The organism is Actinoalloteichus hoggarensis (assembly GCF_002234535.1).
In the GTDB taxonomy this organism is placed as follows: domain Bacteria; phylum Actinomycetota; class Actinomycetes; order Mycobacteriales; family Pseudonocardiaceae; genus Actinoalloteichus_A; species Actinoalloteichus_A hoggarensis.
In genome coordinates, this window is sequence record NZ_CP022521.1 from 5,903,582 (window position 1) to 5,924,226 (window position 20,645).

Sequence of the window (20,645 nt, forward strand, 5' to 3'; positions counted from 1 at the left end):
AGTCTGGGCCTGCCGAGCCTGAATCTGTCGAGCCTGAATCTGCCGAGTCTGGATCTGTCGAGTCGGGTTCTCCGGCGGCGGGCACCGAAGCGGCGGGCACGGCGGCGGAATCGGCGGGATCGCCGGTGACGGCCAGACTCGCCCCGAGCCCGTCGATCCAGTGCGCCAGTTCCCAGGCCTGTTCGGCGAACCGGTGCTCGTCGCTGCCGAGCGGGTCCTTGAAGAAGAAGGCCAGCGCGCCGAGCGGTCCGGTCCGGCCTGCCGCGTGGGCGGCCGAGGTCAGGCGCGCCAGGTCGAGCACCAGCGGCGCGGCGAGCGAGGAGTCGTAGCCGGTCCAGGTGAACTGAAGCGTCATCCTGGCGCCGAGGAAGCCTTCGAAGGAGACGTGGTCCCAGGCCGTCTTGACGTCGCCCATGTCCGGCACGTTGTCGATGTGCAGCGGCGCGGTGACCTCCGAGCCGAGAAGCGCCTCGAGTCCGCGCGCCTTGGACTCCAGTTTGCTGGCGGCGAACTCGGGATCGCCGAGAGTGGCGCCGTCGCCGCCGCCCAACAGGTTGGTGCCCGCCCAGGACCGGACCTTCAGTGCTCTGGCGGTGAACATCGGGGCGAGGACGGTGCGCAGCAGCGTCTCGCCGGTCTTGCCGTCGCGTCCGGCGTACGGCAGTCCCTGGAGATCGGCCAGTTCACGCAGCGCGGGCAGCGTGACCCCGGTGGAGGGAGTGAAGTCGACATAGGGGCAGCCCGCGCGCAGCGCGGCGTACGCGGCCAGCGAACTGGGCGGCAGGACCGTCCGCGTCGGGTCGGCCAGCGCCGTCTCCAAGGAGGCGAGGTCCTGATGATCCGCGACGAGCGGCACCGGCGGCTCGGTCGAGGCCAGGTTGACGACGACCACCCGGCGTAGGCCGTGCCGCTTCCGGAAGGACGTCAGATCACCGATGAGCGTCTCGGCCGCCTCGGCCTGCGAACCGGTGTGCAGCGTGGGGTGGTAGCCGCAGCGGATGTCGGAGTCGACGGCACGCAGCCCCTCTGCGATGCCGCGCAGCACCACGGCCGGGACGAGGCCTGCGGCGCTGAGTTGTTCGGCGCGCTTGTCCAGCGCGGTGTCGACGATGTCGTGACCGCCGATCACCAGTTCGTCCCAGGCCGGCAGCGGGGCGGTGTCGAAGGGGGCTCGTTCCGTGACGCAGCCGATCGGCTCGATCAGGCCCGCGCGCAGGGCGAGCAGGCCGCTGATCACCGTCGTGGCCACCGATCCTCGGGCACCGACCAGCCAGAGACCCGTCGGACCCACACCATGGGGACTGTTCATGTCGTGTGCCGCCTTTCTTCCCCTCACCTGCCCCGCCGTCGGGCCGCGGGTCGGACCGCCGCCGGGCGGGCACGTCCCGAGGAGACCCCGGGACGCGCCCTGTCCGACAGCGAACTGTGCGCCGGCTCACAGCAGAGTGGACCTGCGGTGAGCCGGCCGATCCTCACTCGGCGTTGACCGACTTCGCCAGCACCGCGACACCCTCGATCGAGGCGATCACGGCTTCGGCGTCACGGACCAGCACGGTGCGGACCTCGGCGTCGCTGACCAGCGCCGTGTCCTCGGCCAGTGCGGCGAAGGACCGCAGGCCCTCGATGGCGCCCCAGTCGTCCCCGGTCGCCTCGGCCAGCCGGGCAGCGACGAGCTGCTCGGTCAGGTCCCGATGCGCGGTGAGGGACAGCCGGTTGGTGGCGCGGAACCGGTCGACGAGCTGACCGATGTCACGCAGCGAGGTGGTGGTGGCGAACGTGACCGACTGCTCGGCCGTGTTGCCCGCCCGGTCGACGGCGTGCACGGCGATCTCGTGAGTGCCGAACGGCAGCTGGTACAGCGGGACGAGCCTGCCGGAGCGGATCTCCTCGCCGTTCAGCGTGCCGATGACCGAGTCCACCCCGGAGGTCGAGTCGTGGACCTCCCAGGACACGAACAGGTCGGTGGCGTCGCCGTAGACCCGGCCGTCGGCCACCCCGGCCAGCAGCAGCGTCGGAGCGGTCGCGTCCAGCAGCACGGTGGCCGCCTTCTCCGCCTCGACGTTGCCCGCCGTGTCGACGGCCCGGTAGAGCAGCGTGTGCTCACCGTCGCCGCTGATCTCCACGGCCGAGTCGTACTCCGTCCAGTCGCCGCCGTTCAGGCTCCACTCGATCCTGGCGACACCGGAGGCCTCATCGGACGCGGACAGCTCGACGGCGACGTCGCCCGCATGCCAGCCGTTGTCGTTCGGCGCGGCCAAGGCCGCCTCGGTCAGCGGCTCGGTCGCGTCGATCCGCAGCTCGACGGACTGCGTGTCCTCCACGTTGCCCGCGACGTCGGTGGAGCGGTACTCCACCGTGTGGGTGCCGTCCCCGGCCACCGCGAACGGCTCCGAGTACTCGGTCCACTCGCCGTCGTCGATCCGGTACTCCGTGCTCGCCACGCCGCTGCCCTCGTCGTCGGCCGACAGGCTGACCGACAGGGGCGTGGAGGTGAACCAGCCCTCGGCACCGTCGGCCTCGGCCGGGTCGGTGCTCAGGGTGGTGACGGGGGCGGTCTCGTCCACGATGTCGGCGACCTGGATGTCGCGGAAGTAGACGTCGTCGCCGTCGCCGTGGTTCTGGATGCCGACGAAACCGCTGGTGAGATCGCGATTGGCGTCCGTGCTGAGGAAGTCGTTGATCAGCACGTCGTTGAGGTAGACCTTGATGGTCTGGCCCTCGACCACGATCTCGTAGGAGTTCCACTCGCCGGGCGGGTTGAGCGCGGCGTCGCGGGCCTCGAGGTCGGCGCCCTGGAACGTGTAGATCGCCCCGGTGGTGCGGTCGTCGACGTCCGTGGCGTCGATCTGGATCTCGTAACCCTCGTTGACGGCCACCCACGGGTCGTCACCGGGGTCGGGGAATCCGACGAAGACACCCGAGTTGTCGTCGCCCGCCATCTTCCAGTCGGCCTTGAAGCTGTAGGAGCCCAGCTCCTCGCCGTGCCACAGCAGACCCATGCCACCGGTGGAGAGGATGGAGCAGTCGTCCTGAAGGACGAACTCACCCGGTCCGGCCTGGTTCCAGCCGTCGAGGGAGGCCTGCGTGCCGTCGAAGAGGCTGCGGTAGCCCTCCTCGGGGGTGGTCGGCTCGCAGCCCGGCTCGCCGGGCTCGGTGCCGCCCGGCTCGGTCACGCCGGGGCCGTCGAAGCGGATGACGTCCAGGTCGAACAGGGCGCCCTCGCCGCCGACGAACACGAAGAACAGCTCCTGCGAGCCGCCGGGATCGGTGACCGGCGTCGGCTCGATCTCGACGTGCTCGTTCCAGCCGCCGGTGTTGGCGACCTCGACGGTCTGGAGCAGCTCGCCGTCCGGCGCGCCGGAACGGACCTCGATGGACCCGCCCGCCCCGTCGGAGGACACCCGGTAGCCGATGCCGTCGACACCGTGCAGGTTCACCGGGTCGAGGGAGATCCAGTCACCGTTCTCGATGTTGCCGACCTGACGGCCGCCCGAGGAGCCCGCGTGGGTGTCGATGATGCTGACGCCCTCGCTGTTGTGGAAGAACTCCGCCTCCTTCGACTTCGTGTGGAGGATGTTCTGGTCGGAGGCCCCCAACGCGGGGGCACCCTCCGCGCCACCGTCCACGTAACTGGCGTCGATGACGCCGAAGATGTTGGCGTCGGCACCGTGTCCGTCGTCGGCGGCGGTGGTGATGGTGCCCTCACAGCCGGTCTCCCGGCTGATCGGGTGGCCGTGGTTGTCGTGGCCGAGGATGTACTCGACGACGACGCGCGAGCAGTCGATCCCGCCGGCCGCGCTGTCCTCCGGGTCGGTCACCGTCACCTTGAAGGGAACCTGGCCGCCGAAGGCGAAGACACCGCCGTCGACCGGGTACTCCAGCTCTACGATCGGCGCCGTGTTGCCCGCCGTGATGGTCACCGTCGCAGCGCCGGTCAAGCCGTCGGTGTCGGTCACCGCCAGTCGGGCCTGGAACTGTCCGGTCTCCGTATAGGTGTGGCTCACCGGACCCGCCTCGGTGGAGTCCACCGTGCCGTCGCCGTCGAAGTCCCACTCATAGGTGAGTTCCTGACCGTCCGGGTCGACGGTGCCGGTCGGGTCGAACTCCACGGTGAGCGGAGTCGGACCGCTGGTGACGTCGGCCGACAGCTGGACGCTCGGTGTCCGGCCGCCCTGGGTGTAGTCGATCCGATAGACCGCCGAGTCCGGGGCCCCGCCGAAGTAGCCGCTGCCGTAGTCCAGCACGTACAGCGATCCGTCCGGGCCGAACTCGATGTTCATCGGCCTGGTCAGTTCCATCGAGTCGAAGAACGGGGCGATCGCGCCGGGCTCTCCGTTCTCACCGACGTCGATGGTCTTGATCCAGCCCCGGTCCCACTCGTAGGCGAAGTTCTTGCCGTCGTAGTACTCCGGGAATTTCGTGTCGACGTCCAGCTCGGGGTCGAACCGGTAGACCGGGCCGCCCATCGGGGACTCGCCCCCGTTGCCGAACTCCGGAACCGAGCCGCCGTCGTAGGGGATCCACGCAGGCTGTGCGGGCGGCAGATCGACAAGTCCGGTGTTGTTCGGGCTGGTGTTCTGTGGCGCCGCGCAGTCGAAGGCCTCGCCGGAGGTGCCGGAGGCGAAGTCGTAGTCGATGAACGGCTCGTTGTCGCCGACACAGTAGGGCCAGCCGAGGTTGCTCGGCCCGGTGATCAGATTGAATTCGACTATGCCCGCCGGGCCTCGGTTCGGGTCGGCCGAGCCTGCATCCGGGCCGTAGTCGCCGAGGTAGATCCAGTCGGTGACCGGGTCCACGGCGAAGCGGAACGGGTTGCGCAGGCCCATCGCGTAGATCTCTGGACGGGTCTGCTCGGTGCCCTCCGGGAAGAGGTTGCCCTCCGGGATGGTGTACGAGCCGTCCTCCTGCACCGTGATCCGCAGGACCTTGCCCCGCAGGTCGTTGGTGTTGGCGGAGCTGCGCTGCGCGTCGAACGCCGGGTTGCGGTCGGCCCGCTCGTCGATCGGCGTGTAGTTGGAAGACTCGAACGGGTTGGTGTCGTCGCCGGTGGACAGCAGCAGGTTGCCCTGGCTGTCGAAGTCGATCTCACCACCCGCGTGGCAGCAGATGCCTCGGTCCGCCGCGACCTGGAGAATCTCCTGCTCGCTCTCGATGTCCAGCGTGCCGTCATCGAGAAGTTTGAACCTAGATAGTTGATTATGGCCCTCGAACGCTGCGAAGTCCTCAGCAGTACCCGTCGTCGGTGCGTCACCGGCCGGAGTGTCCAGAACCGGTGCGTAGTACAGGTACACCCACTGGTTCTCTTCGAAGTCGGGGTCGATCGCGACGCCCTGGAGACCGTCCTCGTCGTGGTTGTAGACGGGGAGCCGACCTGCCAACGTGGTGGTGGCCTCCGGAGTCGTCAGGAAGATCTCGCCGTGCCGAGAGGTGTGCAGCACCCGCCGGTCGGGCAGCACCGCGAGCCCCATCGGCTCGCCGGTGACGCCGTCACCCTTGGCCAGGGTGATCTGGTCGAAGTCCTCGTCGACCGGGGCCTCGGGGTCGGGCTCGTGCCCGCCGTGGTCGCCGCCGCAGTTCGCGTCCACCGCGCCCGCCGCGCTCTGGATGCCGCCCGCGAGGTGCTGAAGGAACTCCGGCTCCGAGAACGACTCGATGGTGTGGCCGCCGCCGGTGTACCAGGACCGGCCGCCGTCGAACTCGTGGCACCAGGCGATCGGGTGATCGCCCATCGCGCCGGATCCGGGGTCGTAGGACGACTCGTCCAACGAGGCGAGGACGTGGACGTCCTCACGAGGATTCTCCTGGTAGTTGTACCACTCGTCGGTGCGCACCCACTCGTCCGGCAGATGCGCGCTGGACGGGTGGTCATGGTCCTCGACGGTGACCGTGGCCTCTTGGATGTGCGGGTGGGAGTCGAAGTAGGCGCCCACCAGGTCGCCGTACCAGGGCCAGCCGTACTCGGTGTCCGAGGCCGCGTGGACGCCCGCGTAGCCGCCGCCGCCCTGGATGTAGCGTTCGAAGGCGCCCTGCTGCTCGTCGTTCAGCACGTCGCCGGTGGTGGACAGCCAGACGACGACCTCGTACTGGGCGAGGTTGTCATCGGTGAACGCGCCTGCGTCCTCCGTCGCGGTGACGGTGAAGCCGTTCTCCTCGCCGAGCTGCTCGATCGCGGCGATGCCCGCCGGGATCGAGTCGTGACGGAAGCCCGCGGTCTTGGAGAAGACCAGGGCGTCGAACTCCTCGTCCGATCCGTGATCCGGCGGGTCCCCGAGCCCGGGCGGCGTTCCGCCGTGGCCTGGGGGTGTGCCGCCGTGGCCCGGAGGCGTGCCGCCATGGCCGGGGCCGTGTCCCTCATGCGCGAACTCGGGCGCATGCGTGATCGGGTCGAGTCGGCTCTGTCGGTCGGAGGCGTCGGGTCGTGCGCCCAGTCCCGAGGTCGGAAGGGCGGACGCGGTGCCGCTCACTCCCAACGCGGTCAGCAGGGAGAGTGTGACGATTCCCGCCCGCCGCGCCAGCCTGCCACGCCGCCCGGTGTGCGTGCGTGGTCTCTGGCTTAACACATGTCTTTCGGAGTTGCTTTCCAGTCTGCTTCGTTGCACTGGTACTTTTCTCCTTGTTGTCACCGGATCTCGTCGGTTCTCCGACCGTCAGGTCGCGGCCGACGAGTTGGGGCTGTCGCTAGCGGCTGGTGCCTCCTTCTGAATGACGACCGTGAAACAGCCTGCCTCGGCCGCCACCGAGGCAGGCTTTTCCCTTCATCGCGGAAACGCCGTCGAGCGCCTTATCCTCGGGCGCCGAACAGGTGTTCCAAGGCCAATTGGTCGAGCCGCTCGTAATGCAGTCCGCGCTGCCCGGCCTCGACCGGGTCGAACTCCTCATCACGAAGGTCGGACAGAGTCTCACCAGGCGCGAGGGTGGGGACGGCGAGCGAGCCGAGCCGCGAGGCGCTCATCGCCTCGGCCACCTCGGGGTCCGCCCGGAACGCCCTGGCCCGCTCCGCCAGGATCAGGTAATTGCGCATACAGCCTGCCGCCGAGACCCAGACTCCCTCGTCGTCCTCGGTGCGCGGCGGCTTGAAGTCGAAATGCCTCGGCCCGGTGTATCCGCCGTGTTCGAGCAGATCCACGAGGAAGAACGCGCTTTTCACGTCGCCATTGCCGAAGCGCAGATCCTGGTCGTACCTCGGGCCGTTCTGTCCGTTGAGGTCGATGTGGAAGAGCTTGTCCTGCCACAGGGCCTGTGCGACGCCGTGGACCATCGACATCCCGGCCATCTGCTCGTGCCCGACCTCGGGATTCACCCCCACCATCTCGGGGTGCTCGAGGGTGCCGATGAACGCGATGGCGTGGCCGATGGTCGGCAGCAGCAGGTCACCGCGCGGCTCGTTCGGCTTGGGCTCCAAGGCCAGCCGCATCGAGTAGCCGCGCTCCCTGATGTAGGCGCACACCAGGTCGAGGGATTCCTTGTAGCGGTCCAGGGCCACGCGGATGTCCTTGGCGGCGGCCGATTCGGCGCCCTCCCGACCGCCCCAGACGACGTAGGTGCTCGCGCCCAGTTCGGCGGCCAGGTCGATGTTGCGCAGCATCTTGCGCAGCGCGTAGCGGCGGATGTCGCGGTCGTTCGCGGTCAGCGCGCCGTCCTTGAACACCGGCTGGCCGAACAGGTTCGTCGTCGCCATCGGGACGACCAGCCCGGTGGCGGACAACGCGCCCTTGAACGCGGCGATGATCTTGTCCCGCTCGTTCTCGCTGGAGCCGAAGGGAATCAGATCGTCGTCGTGGAAGGTGATGCCCCACGCGCCCAGCTCGGCCAGCTTCTCGACGGCGCGCACCGGGTCCAGCGGCGGTCGGACGGCCACGCCGAACGGGTCGACGCCCTGCCAGCCGATGGTCCACAGGCCGAAGCTGAACTTGTGCTCCGGGCGCGGCTGATAGGGGTCGGTCACAGCTGCTGACGTCGTCATGCGTCACCCTTCGAATCGGCGATCGTCGTCCAGGAGGAGGATTCGGCCGCACTGCGCTCGACAGCGTGCAGCACACGCTGTACCTGAGCACCGTCGGCGAAACTCGGCGACGGGTCCACCCCGTTGCCGATGTCGGTCAGGAAGTCGGCCACCTCGTGGGTGAAGGTGTGCTCGTAGCCGAGGCCGTGTCCGGGCGGCCACCACGCCCCGAGGTACGGGTGGGTGGGCTCGGTGACCACGATGCGTCGGAAGCCGCCCTCGGCGGCGTCCACCGTCTCGTCGTGGAACCACAGCTCGTTCATCGACTCGAAGTCGAAGGACAGGCTGCCCGCCGAGCCGTTGACCTCCACCCGCATCGCGTTCTTGCGGCCGGTCGCGAAGCGGGTCGCCTCGAAGGTGGCGACCGCCCCGCCGGAGAACCGCGCGAGGAACAGCGCGGCGTCGTCGACGGTCACCTCGCCGTACTCCACCGGCTTCGAGGAGTCGACGGCGCCCGCGGTCAGCCCGCCCGCCGCCTCCGCGGGCAGCGGCCGCTGCTTCACGAAGGTCTCGGTGAGCGCGGAGACACCGGTGATCGCCTGTCCGGTGATGAACTGGGTGGCGTCGATGATGTGCGCGCCGATGTCGCCCAGCGCCCCCGAGCCCGCCTTCTCCTTACGCAGGCGCCAGGCCAGCGGGGCGTTCTCGTCGGACAGCCAGTCCTGGAGGTACACGGCGCGAACGTGGCGGATGGTCCCCAGCCGCCCGTCGGCGATCATCTTCCTGGCCAGCGCGAGCGCGGGCACCCGGCGGTAGTTGAACGCCACCATGGAGCGCACGCCCCTGGTCGCGGCCTCGGCGGCCGCCCGCGTCATCTCCTCGGCCTCGGCGACCGTGTTGGCCAGCGGCTTCTCGCAGATGACGTGTTTGCCCGCTGCCAGCGCCGCGATGGCGATCTCGGCGTGGGTGTCACCCGGCGTGCAGATGTCGACGATCCCGACGTCGTCGCGGGCGATCAGCGCCCGCCAGTCGGTCTCGATCGAGTCCCAGCCCATCCGGGTGGCCGCCGCCTGCGTCTTGGTCACGTCCCGGCCGCCGAGCACCGCGAGTCTCGGGGCGAGCGGGACGTCGAAGAAACGATGCACGCTCCGCCAGGCCTGGGAGTGGACCGCCCCCATGAAGGAGTAGCCCACCATTCCCACGCCGATGCCGTCGCTGCCTGCCATGCGCGTTCCTCACCTTCTCGATGCGTGTCGGCACGGCGAGGACGGCGGGCAGGCAGGCCCGACCTTAGGTGCCCTCGCCGTACGGTTGATCAGGACTCGAAGCCCACGTCGCGGTAGTCGGCCACGTTGTCCGCGGTGACCACGGCGGAGTAGGTGGTCAGCGAGGCGGGGATCTCGTGTTCGGCGAGATCGCCCATGCCCTTGGCCTGGCCGAGCAGCCGGGCCATGGACACCGCCGAGGAACACATCGAGGGGCTGTAGAGGACGGTCGCGGCGACCACGCTCTCCGGGTCCTCGATGTAGTTCATCATGTTGATCGAACCGGCGCCGCCGACGACGAACAGCTCGTCGGGGTTGTTGCGGCCCGCGCTGTCGATGGCCGCGAGCACGCCGATGCCCTGGTCGTCGTCGTGGTTCCACAGCGCGTCGATCCTCGGCGCCGCCTGAAGCAGGTTGGCCGTCTCCGACTCGCCGGTCTCGACGGTGAACTCCGCGGAGACCCGGTTGCTGACCGTGAAGCCGTGCCGCTCCAGCGCGTCGGCGAAGCCCTGACTGCGCTCCTGGGTCAGCGGCAGCGAGTCGATGCCCGCGACCTCGGCGATCACCGGGTCGTCGACCCCCTCGGCGATCAGCCGCTCGCCGATGTAGTTGCCCGCGTTGACGCCCATCCGGTAGTTGTCGCCGCCGATCCACATGCGGTAGGCCAGCGGGCTGTCGAAGACCCGGTCGACGTTGATGACCGGGATGCCCGCGTCCATCGCCTGCTGGCCCGCGGAGGTGAGCGCGGCGCCGTCGTGCGGGAGGATGATCAGCACGCCCACCCCGGAGTTGATCAACGTCTCGACCTGGGCGATCTGCTGGTTGACGTCGTTGGTTCCCTCCGTGGCCTGGAAGACGACGTCGGAGTAGATGTCGGCCTGGGCCTGGGCGTTCCGCGTCATCGCGGCCATCCAGCCGTGGTCGGCGGCAGGCGCGGAGAAGCCGATGGTGACCTCCTCGCCCGGCTCCGCGTTGTCACCGCCGCCCTGCGCGACCGGCTGCGTTCTGTCGCTGTCCGGGGTGGCGTTGGAGGTGCAGGCGCTGAGCAGGACTCCTGCGCCGATGGCGGTGCCGCCCAACAGGAACCGACGGCGGGCGAACAGCGGGTTCTCGGACATGTGTTCTCCATTGAACGTGTCGACGGGACTGTGTGGCCGGCAAGTGCGGGCGGTCGGTGGTGCAGGGGATGCCCCGCCGACCGCGGCTCACGTGGCGGTGCCGGGCGCGGGAAGCCCGGCGTCCGCCGCTAAGTGGTCCGGTTGGTGTTGGCGGTGCGGTACTGGAGCAGGACCGCGATCACGATGATCACGCCCTTGGCGATGTTCTGGATGTCGGTCTCCAGGTTGTTCAGCGTGAAGATGTTGCCGAGCACCGTGAAGATGAGGACGCCGATCAGCGTGCCGAACATCGAGGCGCGGCCGCCGCTGAGCAGGGTGCCGCCGATGACCACGGCCGCGATGGCGTCGAGTTCGTAGAGCAGGCCGTTGCTCGCCGCGCCCGAGGTGGTCCTGGCGACGACCATGATCGCGGCGATGCCGCAGCACAGTCCGGCGAGGCCGTAGACCATCGCGAGGTGCCGCTTCACGTTGATGCCCGCCAGCCGGGAGGCCTCGGGGTTGCCGCCGACGGCGAGGGTCCGCCTGCCGAAGGTGGTGCGGTTGAGCAGCACCCAGCCGATCGCGAAGACCACGGCGAGGATCCAGATGAGCACGGGGACGCCGAGGAAGTCGCCTCGGAAGAAGCTCAGGAAGTCCTGGTCGGTGACGACCTGGGTCTGCCTGCCGCTGATCCGCTCGGCGAGTCCTCGTGCGGAGGCCATCATCGCCAGCGTCGCGATGAAGGGCACGACCTTGCCGTAGGAGACCAGGAGCCCGTTGACGAGTCCGGCGGCGAGTCCGACGACCAGGCCGCAGACCACCATCATCCCGAAGCCGAAGGACTGCGTGGCCACGGTCGTCATCCACACGCTCGACAACGCCACCATCGAGCCGACCGAGAGGTCGATGCCGCCGGTGGCGATGACGAAGGTCATGCCGATGGAGACCACGCCGATGGCGGCGGAGAGCCGCAGCACCGTCGAGATGTTGCCCTCGGTGAGGAAGAGGCCGTCGGAGGTCAGGTAGCCGACCACGCACAGCAGGATCAGCACCGCGAGCAGGCCCAGGATGCGCACGTCTGGTCGCAGCCCACCGCCCATGGCGGCGAAACGGGCGGTGGGCTGCGGTACGGACGACTCCGTCGAAGGCGCCTGCCCCGAGCCGGTCTTCGTAGAGTCGTCCGTAGTCTTGTCGTCGGAGCCGAGGACCGAGTTCGACTTGTCGGTCACGCTGCACTCCCTTCCATCACCATGTCCAGTACGTCGGCCTCGGTCAGCTCTCCGGCCGCCGCCTCGCGCACCAGATGCCCCTCGCGGAGCACCAGCACCCGATCGGCGAGCCCGAGAACCTCCGGCACCTCGCTGGAGACCAGGACCACAGCGACACCGCTGGCGGCCAGTTCACGAATGAGCCGATACAGCTCGGCACGGGCTCCCACGTCGACACCCCTGGTGGGCTCGTCCAGCAGCAGCACTCGCGTGCCGTGCACCAGCCACCGCGCGACGACGGCCTTCTGCTGGTTGCCACCGGACAGGGTGCGGATCATGCGACGCGGGTCGGCGGGCCGCAGATCCAGTTCCTTCAGCTTCTCCTCGGAGTCGGTCAGTTCCCTGGCCCGCTCGGAGAATCCGAACCTGCTGTACCGACCGAGGCTGGCCAGCGTCACGTTGTGTGCCACCGACATGTCGAGCAGCAGCGCCTGACTCTTGCGTTCCTCCGGCGCCAGGCCGATGCCCGCCGACACCGCCGAGGGCACGCTGCCCGGCCGCAGTCTGCGGCCGTCCACCGTGACGTGTCCGGTGGTCGGCTTCCTGGCTCCGGCGATGGTCTCCAGGATCTCGCTGCGGCCCGCGCCGACGAGGCCTGCCAGGCCGAGCACCTCGCCCTCCCGGACGACGAAGTCGATGGGCTCGAACTCGCCCGCGCGGCTGAGGTTCTCCACCCGCAGCACCTCGGCGGCGTTCGGGTCGACGTGTTCGGCGCGGCTCGGGAACGCGGCGTCCCACTCCTTGCCGGTCATCAGGGCGACCAGCTCGGAGGTGGAGGCGCCCTGCGCGTCGAGGTCCCGCGCGACGGTGCGGCCGTCCTTGAGGACGGTGACCCGATCCCCGATCCGGCGGATCTCCTCCATGCGGTGGGAGATGTAGACGACGGCGACCCCGTCGGCGGTCAGCTCCTCGACGATGCGGAACAGGTTGTCCACCTCGTCGGCGGCCAACGCGGCGGTCGGCTCGTCCATGACGATCAGCCGGGCGTTGTGGGCGAGCGCCCTGGCCATCGAGACCAGCTGTTGTCCCGCGGCGGAGAGCCCGCCGACCTCGCGGCCGGGGCGGATCTCCGGGTGACCGAGCCTGCGCATCAGCTCGGCGGCGGCCTTGTTCGCGGCACGTCTGCGGGTGAAGCCCGCCGTGGCGAGCTCGTGGCCGAGGAAGATGTTCTCCGCCACCGACAGGCCGGGCACCAGGTCCAGCTCCTGGTACATGGTCGCCACGCCGAGCCGCAGGGCGGCGACCGGGGAGGTGAGGCGGGTGACCTCGCCACGCCAGCGGATCTCGCCCTCGTCGGGCTGGTGGGCGCCGGCGAGCGTCTTGATCAGCGTGGACTTCCCGGCGCCGTTCTGGCCGAGCAGACAGTGCACCTCGCCTGCTCGGACGCCCAGATCGACGCCGTCCAGCGCACGCACGCCGGGGAAGGTCTTGACGATGCCGGACATCTCCAGCAGCACCTCGGCCGCGTCGCCGGGGGACTCGGCCGCCGAGTCCGGGCCTAAGGCGCCGTGTCCCGGGGAGTCGAACCCCGCGGCGTCCGGCCCCGTCGGGGTCGACTCCGTCGTGGAGTCCTTGTCTGTCATGCCGGAGCCTCCGTCGCTTCCGCTGTCTGGACCGGAGCCAGGGTGGGGTCGTCGAGTACTCGCCGCATCGCGGCGTAGGCACCGCCGCGACTGGCCGCGTTGAACGCGAGGCTGGAGGGCACCAGCCGGGCGCCTGCGGCGTCGGGGCCGAGCACCCGGGCGGCGACCTCGCGGCGAGCGGGTTCGACCAGCCATTCCTGGAGGGTCGCGAAGTAGCCGCCCAACACCACCGCCGCCGGGTTCAGCACGTTGACCAGGATCGAGATGCCGATGCCCAGTGCCGAGCCGATCTGCTGCAGCGCGTCGAGGGTGCGGCGGTCGCCACGCTCGGCACGCGCTCGGATGATCGTCAGTCGTTGTTCGAGGTCCAGCGCGGGATCGCGCACCGGGTCCTCGTGGGTGGAGACGGCGCGGAGCAGGGCGATCAGCCCGACCTGCGTCTCCCAGCAGCCACGCGAGCCGCAGGAGCAGTAGGGACCCATCGGGTCCATCGCCATGTGTCCGACCTCGCCCGCCGAGCCGAACGCGCCGCGCAGCGGGACTCCGTCGGCGATGATCCCGGCGCCGATGCCGGAGGCCCCGGTGAGGTAGAGCAGGTCGGTGACGCCGACGACGTTGCCGGAGGTCTGCTCCGCCAGCGCGGAGAGGTTCGCGTCGTTGTCCACGGTGATCCGGGCCAGCGAGTAGCCGAGCCTGCCCGCGAGTCCGTCGGCCATCGGCACCTTGCGCCAGCGCAGGTTGGGGGCGAGCTGGACGACTCCGGTGGCGGGATCGATCAGTCCGGGCACCGCGACGGTGATCCCGGCCGTCCAGGCGCCCTGGGTCTCGACGGCGGCCAGCACCTTCCTGGCGAGTTCGGCGAGCTGGTCGAGCAGTCGTTCCGGTCCGAGGGCGATCACGTCGCCGGGGACCCGGCATTCGAAGACGACCTCGCCGGTGAGGTCGATCGCGGTGGCGGCGAGGTAGTCGACGTTCACCTCGAGGCCGATCCCCGAGACCGTCCTGGGCTGCACCTCGACGAGCATTCCGGGCCTGCCCTGCCTGCCCGCGACGATCCCGGCGGGGCGGACGAGGTCGCGCACCTCCAGTTCGGAGACGAGATTCGACACCGTCGCCTTGCTCAAACCACTCAGTCCGGCGAGCTGGGCGCGCGACTGCTGCCCGTGGCCACGCAGCAGGTCGAGGATCAGCGCAAGGTTCGCCTTGCGCAGCCCGGCCTGATCGGCCGGGCGATCCTGCTTGCCTCGCACCGGAACCTCGCTTCGTTGGGTGGTTCATCAAACTAAGGTGGCCCAGCTCACTCGTCAAGGTGAAATACCAGGAACTTCTGGCCGAGCCACTCGATCAGAGCAACACATCCAGGCAGACTTGTGAACTATCCCAACAAAAGTATGCTCAGTTGAGACCTGAAGTCGCTTGGCGGTGCGCCAGCCGAAACCGGTTGCCGACACGTCGAGTGACCGGTCCGGCCAAGTCGATCAGTCGGGGCAGGCCATCACTTCGGCTTCGCAGACAGCGGCACGGCAGCGCGATCGGGGTCCTCTAACCGGCGGCGCGGCGCGGGCGGATCCGGCGGCGCGTTCGATGACATTCGACGCGTTCGACGTCCCACGGCACGGCGAAGCAGGACCCGCGTGCCACTGCCCCCATGGGCCGCCACGGCGAGGGCGGTCGAGCGGCCCCGTCCGCCCGATCCGCGACAAGTCATGATCGCGAGAAGCGGGTGCTCGGTGGGAGCTCCGCTCACACCGTCGGGCCTGGAACTGCGCGAATCGGGTGGAACGAGCAGCTGCGGTCCCCGAATCCGCCTTCGACCGTGCAGAGAACGGCACCCCACACAGTGATCTTCGTCGTGCCGGACACACGAGCCGCCGCCCCCGGCAGAGCCGAGGTCCTGTGAGCGCTCCCGGCTGACCTGCGCATTCGTCCACTGTTGTCGTCGTCCCGTTCGCTCACGATCGCGACGACGGCGCATCCCGGCCGGATCGAGCGGATGCAGGCAGGGCACCGGACCTCGCCGAGTCGGGGGCCCGTTGAGGAAGACAGCGAGGCTCAAGCGGGCCTGCCGGATTGAGCACAGAGTGACGAGGAGACGAGTGACGACGTCGGCACCGACATGCGGTCAACGGCACGGGACTCCCGCACGGCCCGACACCCGTGCCGTGCCCCGACCGGAGGAGGAGGGCGGCGATCGGGCACGGGCCGCCTCGGGGCCTCGGGCGATCGATCCGCGTCCGCCGCTGCCACCCAGCCGTGTCCGACACACGCCATCAGCTCGATGATCCGCGCCGTCCACAGCGGGCGCCTGCCAACCGTTCGGGCGTACGGATTGCGCCAGCTGTGTGATCTTGTCGGCCGACTTCCCAGTGTGCCCGAACGGCTACTCCCCGGCTGATAGCTTCGGAGCGAAGATCGTCGACGGCCAGTGGGGACGGGCCCCCGACAAACACACGCCGCAGGGAAGGGGCCACCCATGTCCGACGGCTACCAGATCGATTTGGACCGAGCGCCGCAGGTACTTGCGAATCTCAAGCGGGCTTTGGAGGCCCTTGTAGAGACTCGCCGTGAGGCACAGAACCTCACGACAATCGCGATTCGCGGCAGCGATGATGTAAGCAAACACGCTACCGCAGAATTGCAGCGACTTGTTGTCGATGGCAATTTAGGATCGCTCTTCGTAGCGCTGGAGGCTTATCAACGCGCACTTGGCGAGCTGATTAATAATTTGGAGACCTCACTACTCGAATACCATGGCCAAGAAGAAATCAATGCAATCACTCCGACTGAATTCGCACTGCCCGAGGACCCGACCGGCCCGGCCGGACCGAACTACGCAATCTGAGGGAATTACCTTGCGCATCACGAAGACTATGTCCACCCTTCTCTCCGCGGCCGGGTTCAGCCTTCTCCTTTCCGGATGTGGCGGCCAAACGGCAGGAGAAGCACAGCCCATCAGCACGCCAGCGTCCAACACACCCAATTCAACCGATCCAGCACCACCCTCGGCCACCGGGAGCTCGACCGAGAACCTTGCCCCGACCGTGACCGATCCTAAGGACATCGTAGATGTCAGTCCGTGCGATTTTCTCACCGCCGATCAGGCCGCATCGTTCCAGCTACCTACGACAGGTGAACAAGCTGAAGATAATTTTGGATATAACACGTGCCTATGGTCGGACCTGAATACCGGATTCAGCGTTGCCATATACCACAATTCTAGAGGCATCACGCTCTCCGACATCTACGAACAACAAGACACCTTCGCAGTATTCCAACCCCTAGACATCGCCGGACATCCTGCCACGGTCGCCAATCGAGTCGATAGTGATATCAATTGCGAGGTATTCCTCGCGGCAACAGACGATCAAATGCTAGTCCTCCAAACGAGTACCATGAGCAACTCGGGCGTTGACGCTTGCGACTGGGGGATCGAAATCGCAGCCACCGCAATTGAAAATGTGCCCGACTGAAGAAGAATTGGATGGTAGCAATAAATTTTCAAGCAACGCCCGGCGATAGCACCTGGGAACACCTCAACGCACAAGCAATATATACGGCAATAAACACGGACGACACTGCCGCAGATCCCGAATACTTGATCGATTCTTGGACTAAGATCTCGCGAAATTTCGAGGCCATCGGCGGTTATATTGAATCCTCGGTTACCACCTCGGCCGAGACACACGAAGGCGAAGCGGCCACCCGGTTCCGGACAGCATCCGCTCCGTTGGCGGAGTATGCGTTGAACATCCAGGACCAGGTTCGTCAAGTCACTAACGCGATCAGCCGACAGGTCGATTTTCAAGCCAGCACCAAGTTCCTCATGCCCGAAGGATCGCCTAAGCCGTCGAAGGATTTTTTCGACACAGTCACGTTCGGGTTGAACGGGTACAACGGCGAGATCAACGCCTACGACGAGGAGAATCAAAAAGCCCGGGACCTGATGGCGGAGTATCAGGACAACACGAATGCCAACCTGGCGTCATTGCACGGCTTCGACCCGCCGGAGAATCACGCCATCACGATCAACAATCCTGGCCTCAACCGAGCCGATGAAGGGATGCCGGGGACCTTCGGCGATTCCGCATTGCCGGGTGGGGGCGGGCAGGTCGACGGTGGTCCCGGTGTTCCCGGCGGGGGTGGTGGAGGAGGATACGGCGGCGGCGGTTCGGTACATCCACCGGTCGGTGGAGGCGGCGCCAACCCGCCCCCTGCGCCTGCCATCCCGCCTGGCGGTGGCACTCCGACGCTCCCACCCTCGATCGGTCCGGACTTCAATAATCCCGGCGTCACCCCGCCGCAGAGCCCCCCGCTCCACGCCGGTCCCGGTCCCGGACCCGGTCCCCACGGCCAGCCCGGCGGATTCGGCCCGCCCGGATACCCCGGTGGATCCGGGTACCCCAGTGGACCCAATGGCGGCGGACCCGGCCGATTTGGCGGCGGACCAGGCGGCCCCGGCGGCCCCGGCCGCGGCGGCGGTCGGATACCCGGCGGGCTTGCGGGCCTGGCGGCGGATTCGGCGGAGGGCGGATGCCTGGCGGATTCGGGCCCGGCGGCCCGGGTGGCGGCTTCGGACCGGGTGCGGGCGGCATGGGGTCCGGCGGCACCACCGGCGTCGGTGGACCTGGCGGTGGACGGATGCCCGGCGGCTTCGGGCCCGCAGGCGGCGCGCCGGGCGCAGGCGGTATGGGCGGCGGTATGGGCGGCGGCATGGCAGGCGGCGGGGCACAAGGACGAGGCACCGACGGCGAAGAGGATAAGGAACACCAGCGTCCCGACTATCTCATCGAGATGGACGGCATCTTCGACAACGACGTCAAGGTCGCCCCACCCGTCTTCGGCGAAGACCCCCCGATGGGCCGCTGACCCACTCGGCGGCACGTCACCCTGACCGCAGCCGCAGTCCACGCCGTACAGACCCGATTTTCGGACCACGGCACCCGCTCTTGCCTCTATACCACCGGCTCAGGTGACGCCAAGGGCGAACGTCCGACTGCGTGTCAGGTCATGACGTCCGCCGCCCGGCACCCTCAGCCAGGTATGCCCATGCGGAGCCACTGACCAGCGCGGATGTCATAGCCAGTCCCACACACGGCGCAAGCCCGGCGGAGGCGGGCCGGCCCTGGGGCGCGAGGTCCCGGCAGGCAAGCTCAGCCGAGCCGGTCGGCCTTGGCCGCCGCCACGAACACGACGGCACCTGCATGTTCCCACTGGAAGGAATCGTGCGCGCCGGGCGGATCGGAAAATTTAGAACCCGCCATAACCTCGGCTGCATCATTGCACGCCGACTTCCGAGAAGGACCGTTCTTCCATGTGTACACAAAAGCGAGATCCAGATGACTATAGAGATCTCACCATTGGCAGGCTACGGACAAGGGACGTTCTTTTACGACGTGCCCGAAGCCGAGCTCTACAATCATTCGATAGAAGAGGTTTCACGGCACCTACTCTTCCCTGCCGAAGTCATCAATGCGGTGGCGGCATGGGACGACGAATTCCAGGCCACTTTGGACATAGACGTTCCACAAGACTCGGGATTCCCCACTCCGAGGCGGAACGCGCCTGGAGGGAGAAGGGCAAGGAGTTGGCGCTCCTGATCAAGCAGAAGTCTCCGGTAGTCCCGAGACCAAACATGCCTGGATCGAGAAGGGCAAAGAACTCCCCGCCCGCATCAAACAAGAATCCCCACTCGTCGCCGGCGTCGACTACCAGGCCAACGGCCACTACAAGGACGGCACCTGCATGTTCTGACCTGCCGACCGATGGTCGTCAGCACGGCATCCGCCGCGCGGACCCGGCTCGGGAGGCCGCACGGGAAGACAACACGGCCGCCTGCTGTTTCGGTGGGTGTGCGGATCGGTGAGGCGTCCAAGGCCAGCGGAGTGAGCACGAGGTCCCTGCGGTTCTACGAGGACGAGGGATTGATCGTTCCCGGCCGCCGCGACAACGGCTACCGCGACTACTGCCGCTCCACGATCGACCGGGTCCTGGTCATCCGGTCGTTGCTGGGGTCGGGACTCTCGGTGCGGTTGATCCGGGAGGCGCTGCCCCCTGTCACGGCGGCGAGCGAGGCAAGCCCCGAGCTGCTGGGCGCGGAGTTCCTTGCCGAGGTCCAGCGGTATCGCGATCGGCTCGCGGCACGGATCGCGGTGCTCAGCGAGCACCGGTCGGCGCTGGACGCCTTTCTGCACGCGGCACGCCGTGCGGGCCGGTGAGTGGTGCGCGGCTTGATCTTGCCGCAAGTGTGAAGCTCCTACGTTCCGGCGCATGGACCTTCACGTCGAACACCACCCCGCCGCGACGACCATGCGCGCTCTTCGCCAGCAGTCGGATCGCGGGCCGGATGATCTGGTGCTCACCAGGCTTCCCCGCCCCACTGCGGGGCCGGGCGAGTACCTGATTCGCGTCGGCGCCGCCGGGGTGAACTTCGCCGACGTCATGCAGACTCGGGGAACCTACGGGGGCGGACCACAGCCGCCCTACCCGGCGGGTTTCGAGGCCGCAGGCGAGATCGTCAGCGTCGGGCCTGCGATCACCGATCCCTTCCCGATCGGAACCCGCCTTGTCGGGATCGGCGCGGGCGCCTTCGCGGAGTATGTGACGATCTCCGCCGACGCGGCGCTGCCCGTCCCCTCGGGCTGGAGCGCCGCCGAGGCCGTCGGCATGGTGCTGAACTGGGTCACGGCGCTGGCGGCGCTGCGCCCACTCGGCGAGGTCCGGGCCGGTGAGGTGGTGCTCGTCCACGCCGCCGCAGGGGGCGTGGGGCAGGCCGCCGTCCGCCTTGCCCGGCACTATGGCGCGCGGGTCATCGCCACCGCCTCGGCTGCGAAGCACGACATCATCCGAGCACTCGGAGCCGAGGAGGTCGTGGACCGTCGACGGCCCGACCTGGCCGAGGAGATCCGCAGGCTGACCGGTGGCGTGGACCTCGTGTTGGAATCCGTCGGGCGGGAGACCTTCGAGGTCAGCCTGACCGTGGCCAAGCCCTTCACCGGTCGAGTCGTCATCTTCGGCGCCGCATCGGGCGAGGCGGGCGTGACCACGCACGAGCTGGTCTTCACGCACCACGCCCAACTCAAGGGCCTACACGTCGGCGCGCTGGCAGCCGACGCGCCCGCCGTCTATCGGGCGCTGCTCGCCGAACTCGACGGGCTCATCGCTCACGGCGTGTACCCGCCCGGCACGCCCCACGTCCATCCCCTGAGCGACGGTCCCGCCGTCCTCCGGCAACTCGAAGCGGGCCGGACCAGCGGGAAACACGCACTCGATCCGTGGCGGTAGGCACCGATTCCCGAACGACAGCCTCCTCCGGTACCCCACCTGTTGCTGTCTTCAGGAGGATTCAGGACCGCTCCTTCCGCCCTCGACGTCTTCAGACGGGCGCTGCCCGCACTCCAGACCGGCGATGCCCGGGCCTGGCTGGAGCTGTGCACCGACGATGTCGTCTTCGAACTCCCCCTTCGGCCGCACGACTGCGCGCAGAGTGACGA

At 68.4% G+C, this 20,645-nt stretch carries 12 protein-coding genes and 1 pseudogene; 5 read left to right on the forward strand and 8 right to left on the reverse strand.

Annotated features, from left to right (window positions below; genetic code table 11):
* Nucleotides 1–145 precede the first annotated feature (145 nt).
* From AHOG_RS25125 to AHOG_RS25160, 8 genes and pseudogenes are all read right to left on the reverse strand, one after another.
* A pseudogene (locus AHOG_RS25125) lies at nt 146–1,291 on the reverse strand (inositol-3-phosphate synthase); the annotation flags it as partial.
* Nucleotides 1,292–1,472: 181 nt separating this feature from the next.
* On the reverse strand, nt 1,473–6,560 hold the full coding sequence (locus tag AHOG_RS25130; protein ID WP_245856435.1) for a ThuA domain-containing protein: 5,088 nt from the start codon (nt 6,558–6,560) through the stop codon (nt 1,473–1,475).
* A gap of 221 nt (nt 6,561–6,781) precedes the next feature.
* Nucleotides 6,782–7,963, reverse strand: coding sequence for a xylose isomerase (gene xylA, locus AHOG_RS25135; protein ID WP_093943522.1), 1,182 nt, complete (start codon nt 7,961–7,963; stop codon nt 6,782–6,784).
* The gene (locus AHOG_RS25140; protein ID WP_093943523.1) at nt 7,960–9,168 is read right to left on the reverse strand and encodes a Gfo/Idh/MocA family protein; all 1,209 of its coding nucleotides are present in this window, start codon (nt 9,166–9,168) and stop codon (nt 7,960–7,962) included. The genes xylA and AHOG_RS25140 overlap by 4 nt, the downstream gene beginning before the upstream one ends.
* Nucleotides 9,169–9,257: 89 nt before the next feature.
* A complete protein-coding gene (locus tag AHOG_RS25145) occupies nt 9,258–10,325 on the reverse strand; it encodes a substrate-binding domain-containing protein (protein WP_093943524.1) in 1,068 nt (355 codons plus the stop codon).
* Between the two features lie 128 nt (nt 10,326–10,453).
* Nucleotides 10,454–11,404 (reverse strand): ABC transporter permease, encoded by a 951-nt coding sequence (locus tag AHOG_RS25150; RefSeq protein ID WP_169725954.1) that lies wholly within the window; start codon nt 11,402–11,404, stop codon nt 10,454–10,456.
* 125 nt (nt 11,405–11,529) lie between these two features.
* Nucleotides 11,530–13,017: a sugar ABC transporter ATP-binding protein gene (locus AHOG_RS25155; protein ID WP_093944797.1), complete on the reverse strand. Its 1,488-nt coding sequence runs from the start codon at nt 13,015–13,017 to the stop codon at nt 11,530–11,532.
* A gap of 134 nt (nt 13,018–13,151) precedes the next feature.
* The gene (locus tag AHOG_RS25160) at nt 13,152–14,405 is read right to left on the reverse strand and encodes an ROK family transcriptional regulator (RefSeq protein ID WP_093943526.1); all 1,254 of its coding nucleotides are present in this window, start codon (nt 14,403–14,405) and stop codon (nt 13,152–13,154) included.
* 1,223 nt (nt 14,406–15,628) lie between these two features.
* Between AHOG_RS25160 and AHOG_RS28925 the strand changes: the two genes are divergently transcribed.
* The 5 genes from AHOG_RS28925 (at nt 15,629) to AHOG_RS25180 (ending at nt 20,436) form a co-directional block, all read left to right on the forward strand.
* A complete protein-coding gene (locus AHOG_RS28925) occupies nt 15,629–15,997 on the forward strand; it encodes a hypothetical protein (protein ID WP_157737034.1) in 369 nt (122 codons plus the stop codon).
* Between the two features lie 28 nt (nt 15,998–16,025).
* Nucleotides 16,026–16,625, forward strand: a complete 600-nt coding sequence (locus tag AHOG_RS25165; protein WP_157737035.1) for a DUF3558 domain-containing protein — start codon at nt 16,026–16,028, stop codon at nt 16,623–16,625.
* A gap of 1,060 nt (nt 16,626–17,685) precedes the next feature.
* Entirely contained in the window at nt 17,686–18,021 is a 336-nt protein-coding gene (locus tag AHOG_RS25170; RefSeq protein WP_157737036.1) for a hypothetical protein, read from the forward strand.
* Nucleotides 18,022–18,917: 896 nt separating this feature from the next.
* Complete coding sequence (locus tag AHOG_RS25175; RefSeq protein WP_093943529.1) at nt 18,918–19,370, forward strand: MerR family transcriptional regulator; 453 nt, start codon at nt 18,918–18,920, stop codon at nt 19,368–19,370.
* 52 nt (nt 19,371–19,422) lie between these two features.
* Complete coding sequence (locus tag AHOG_RS25180; RefSeq protein WP_093943530.1) at nt 19,423–20,436, forward strand: zinc-binding dehydrogenase; 1,014 nt, start codon at nt 19,423–19,425, stop codon at nt 20,434–20,436.
* Nucleotides 20,437–20,645 lie beyond the last annotated feature (209 nt).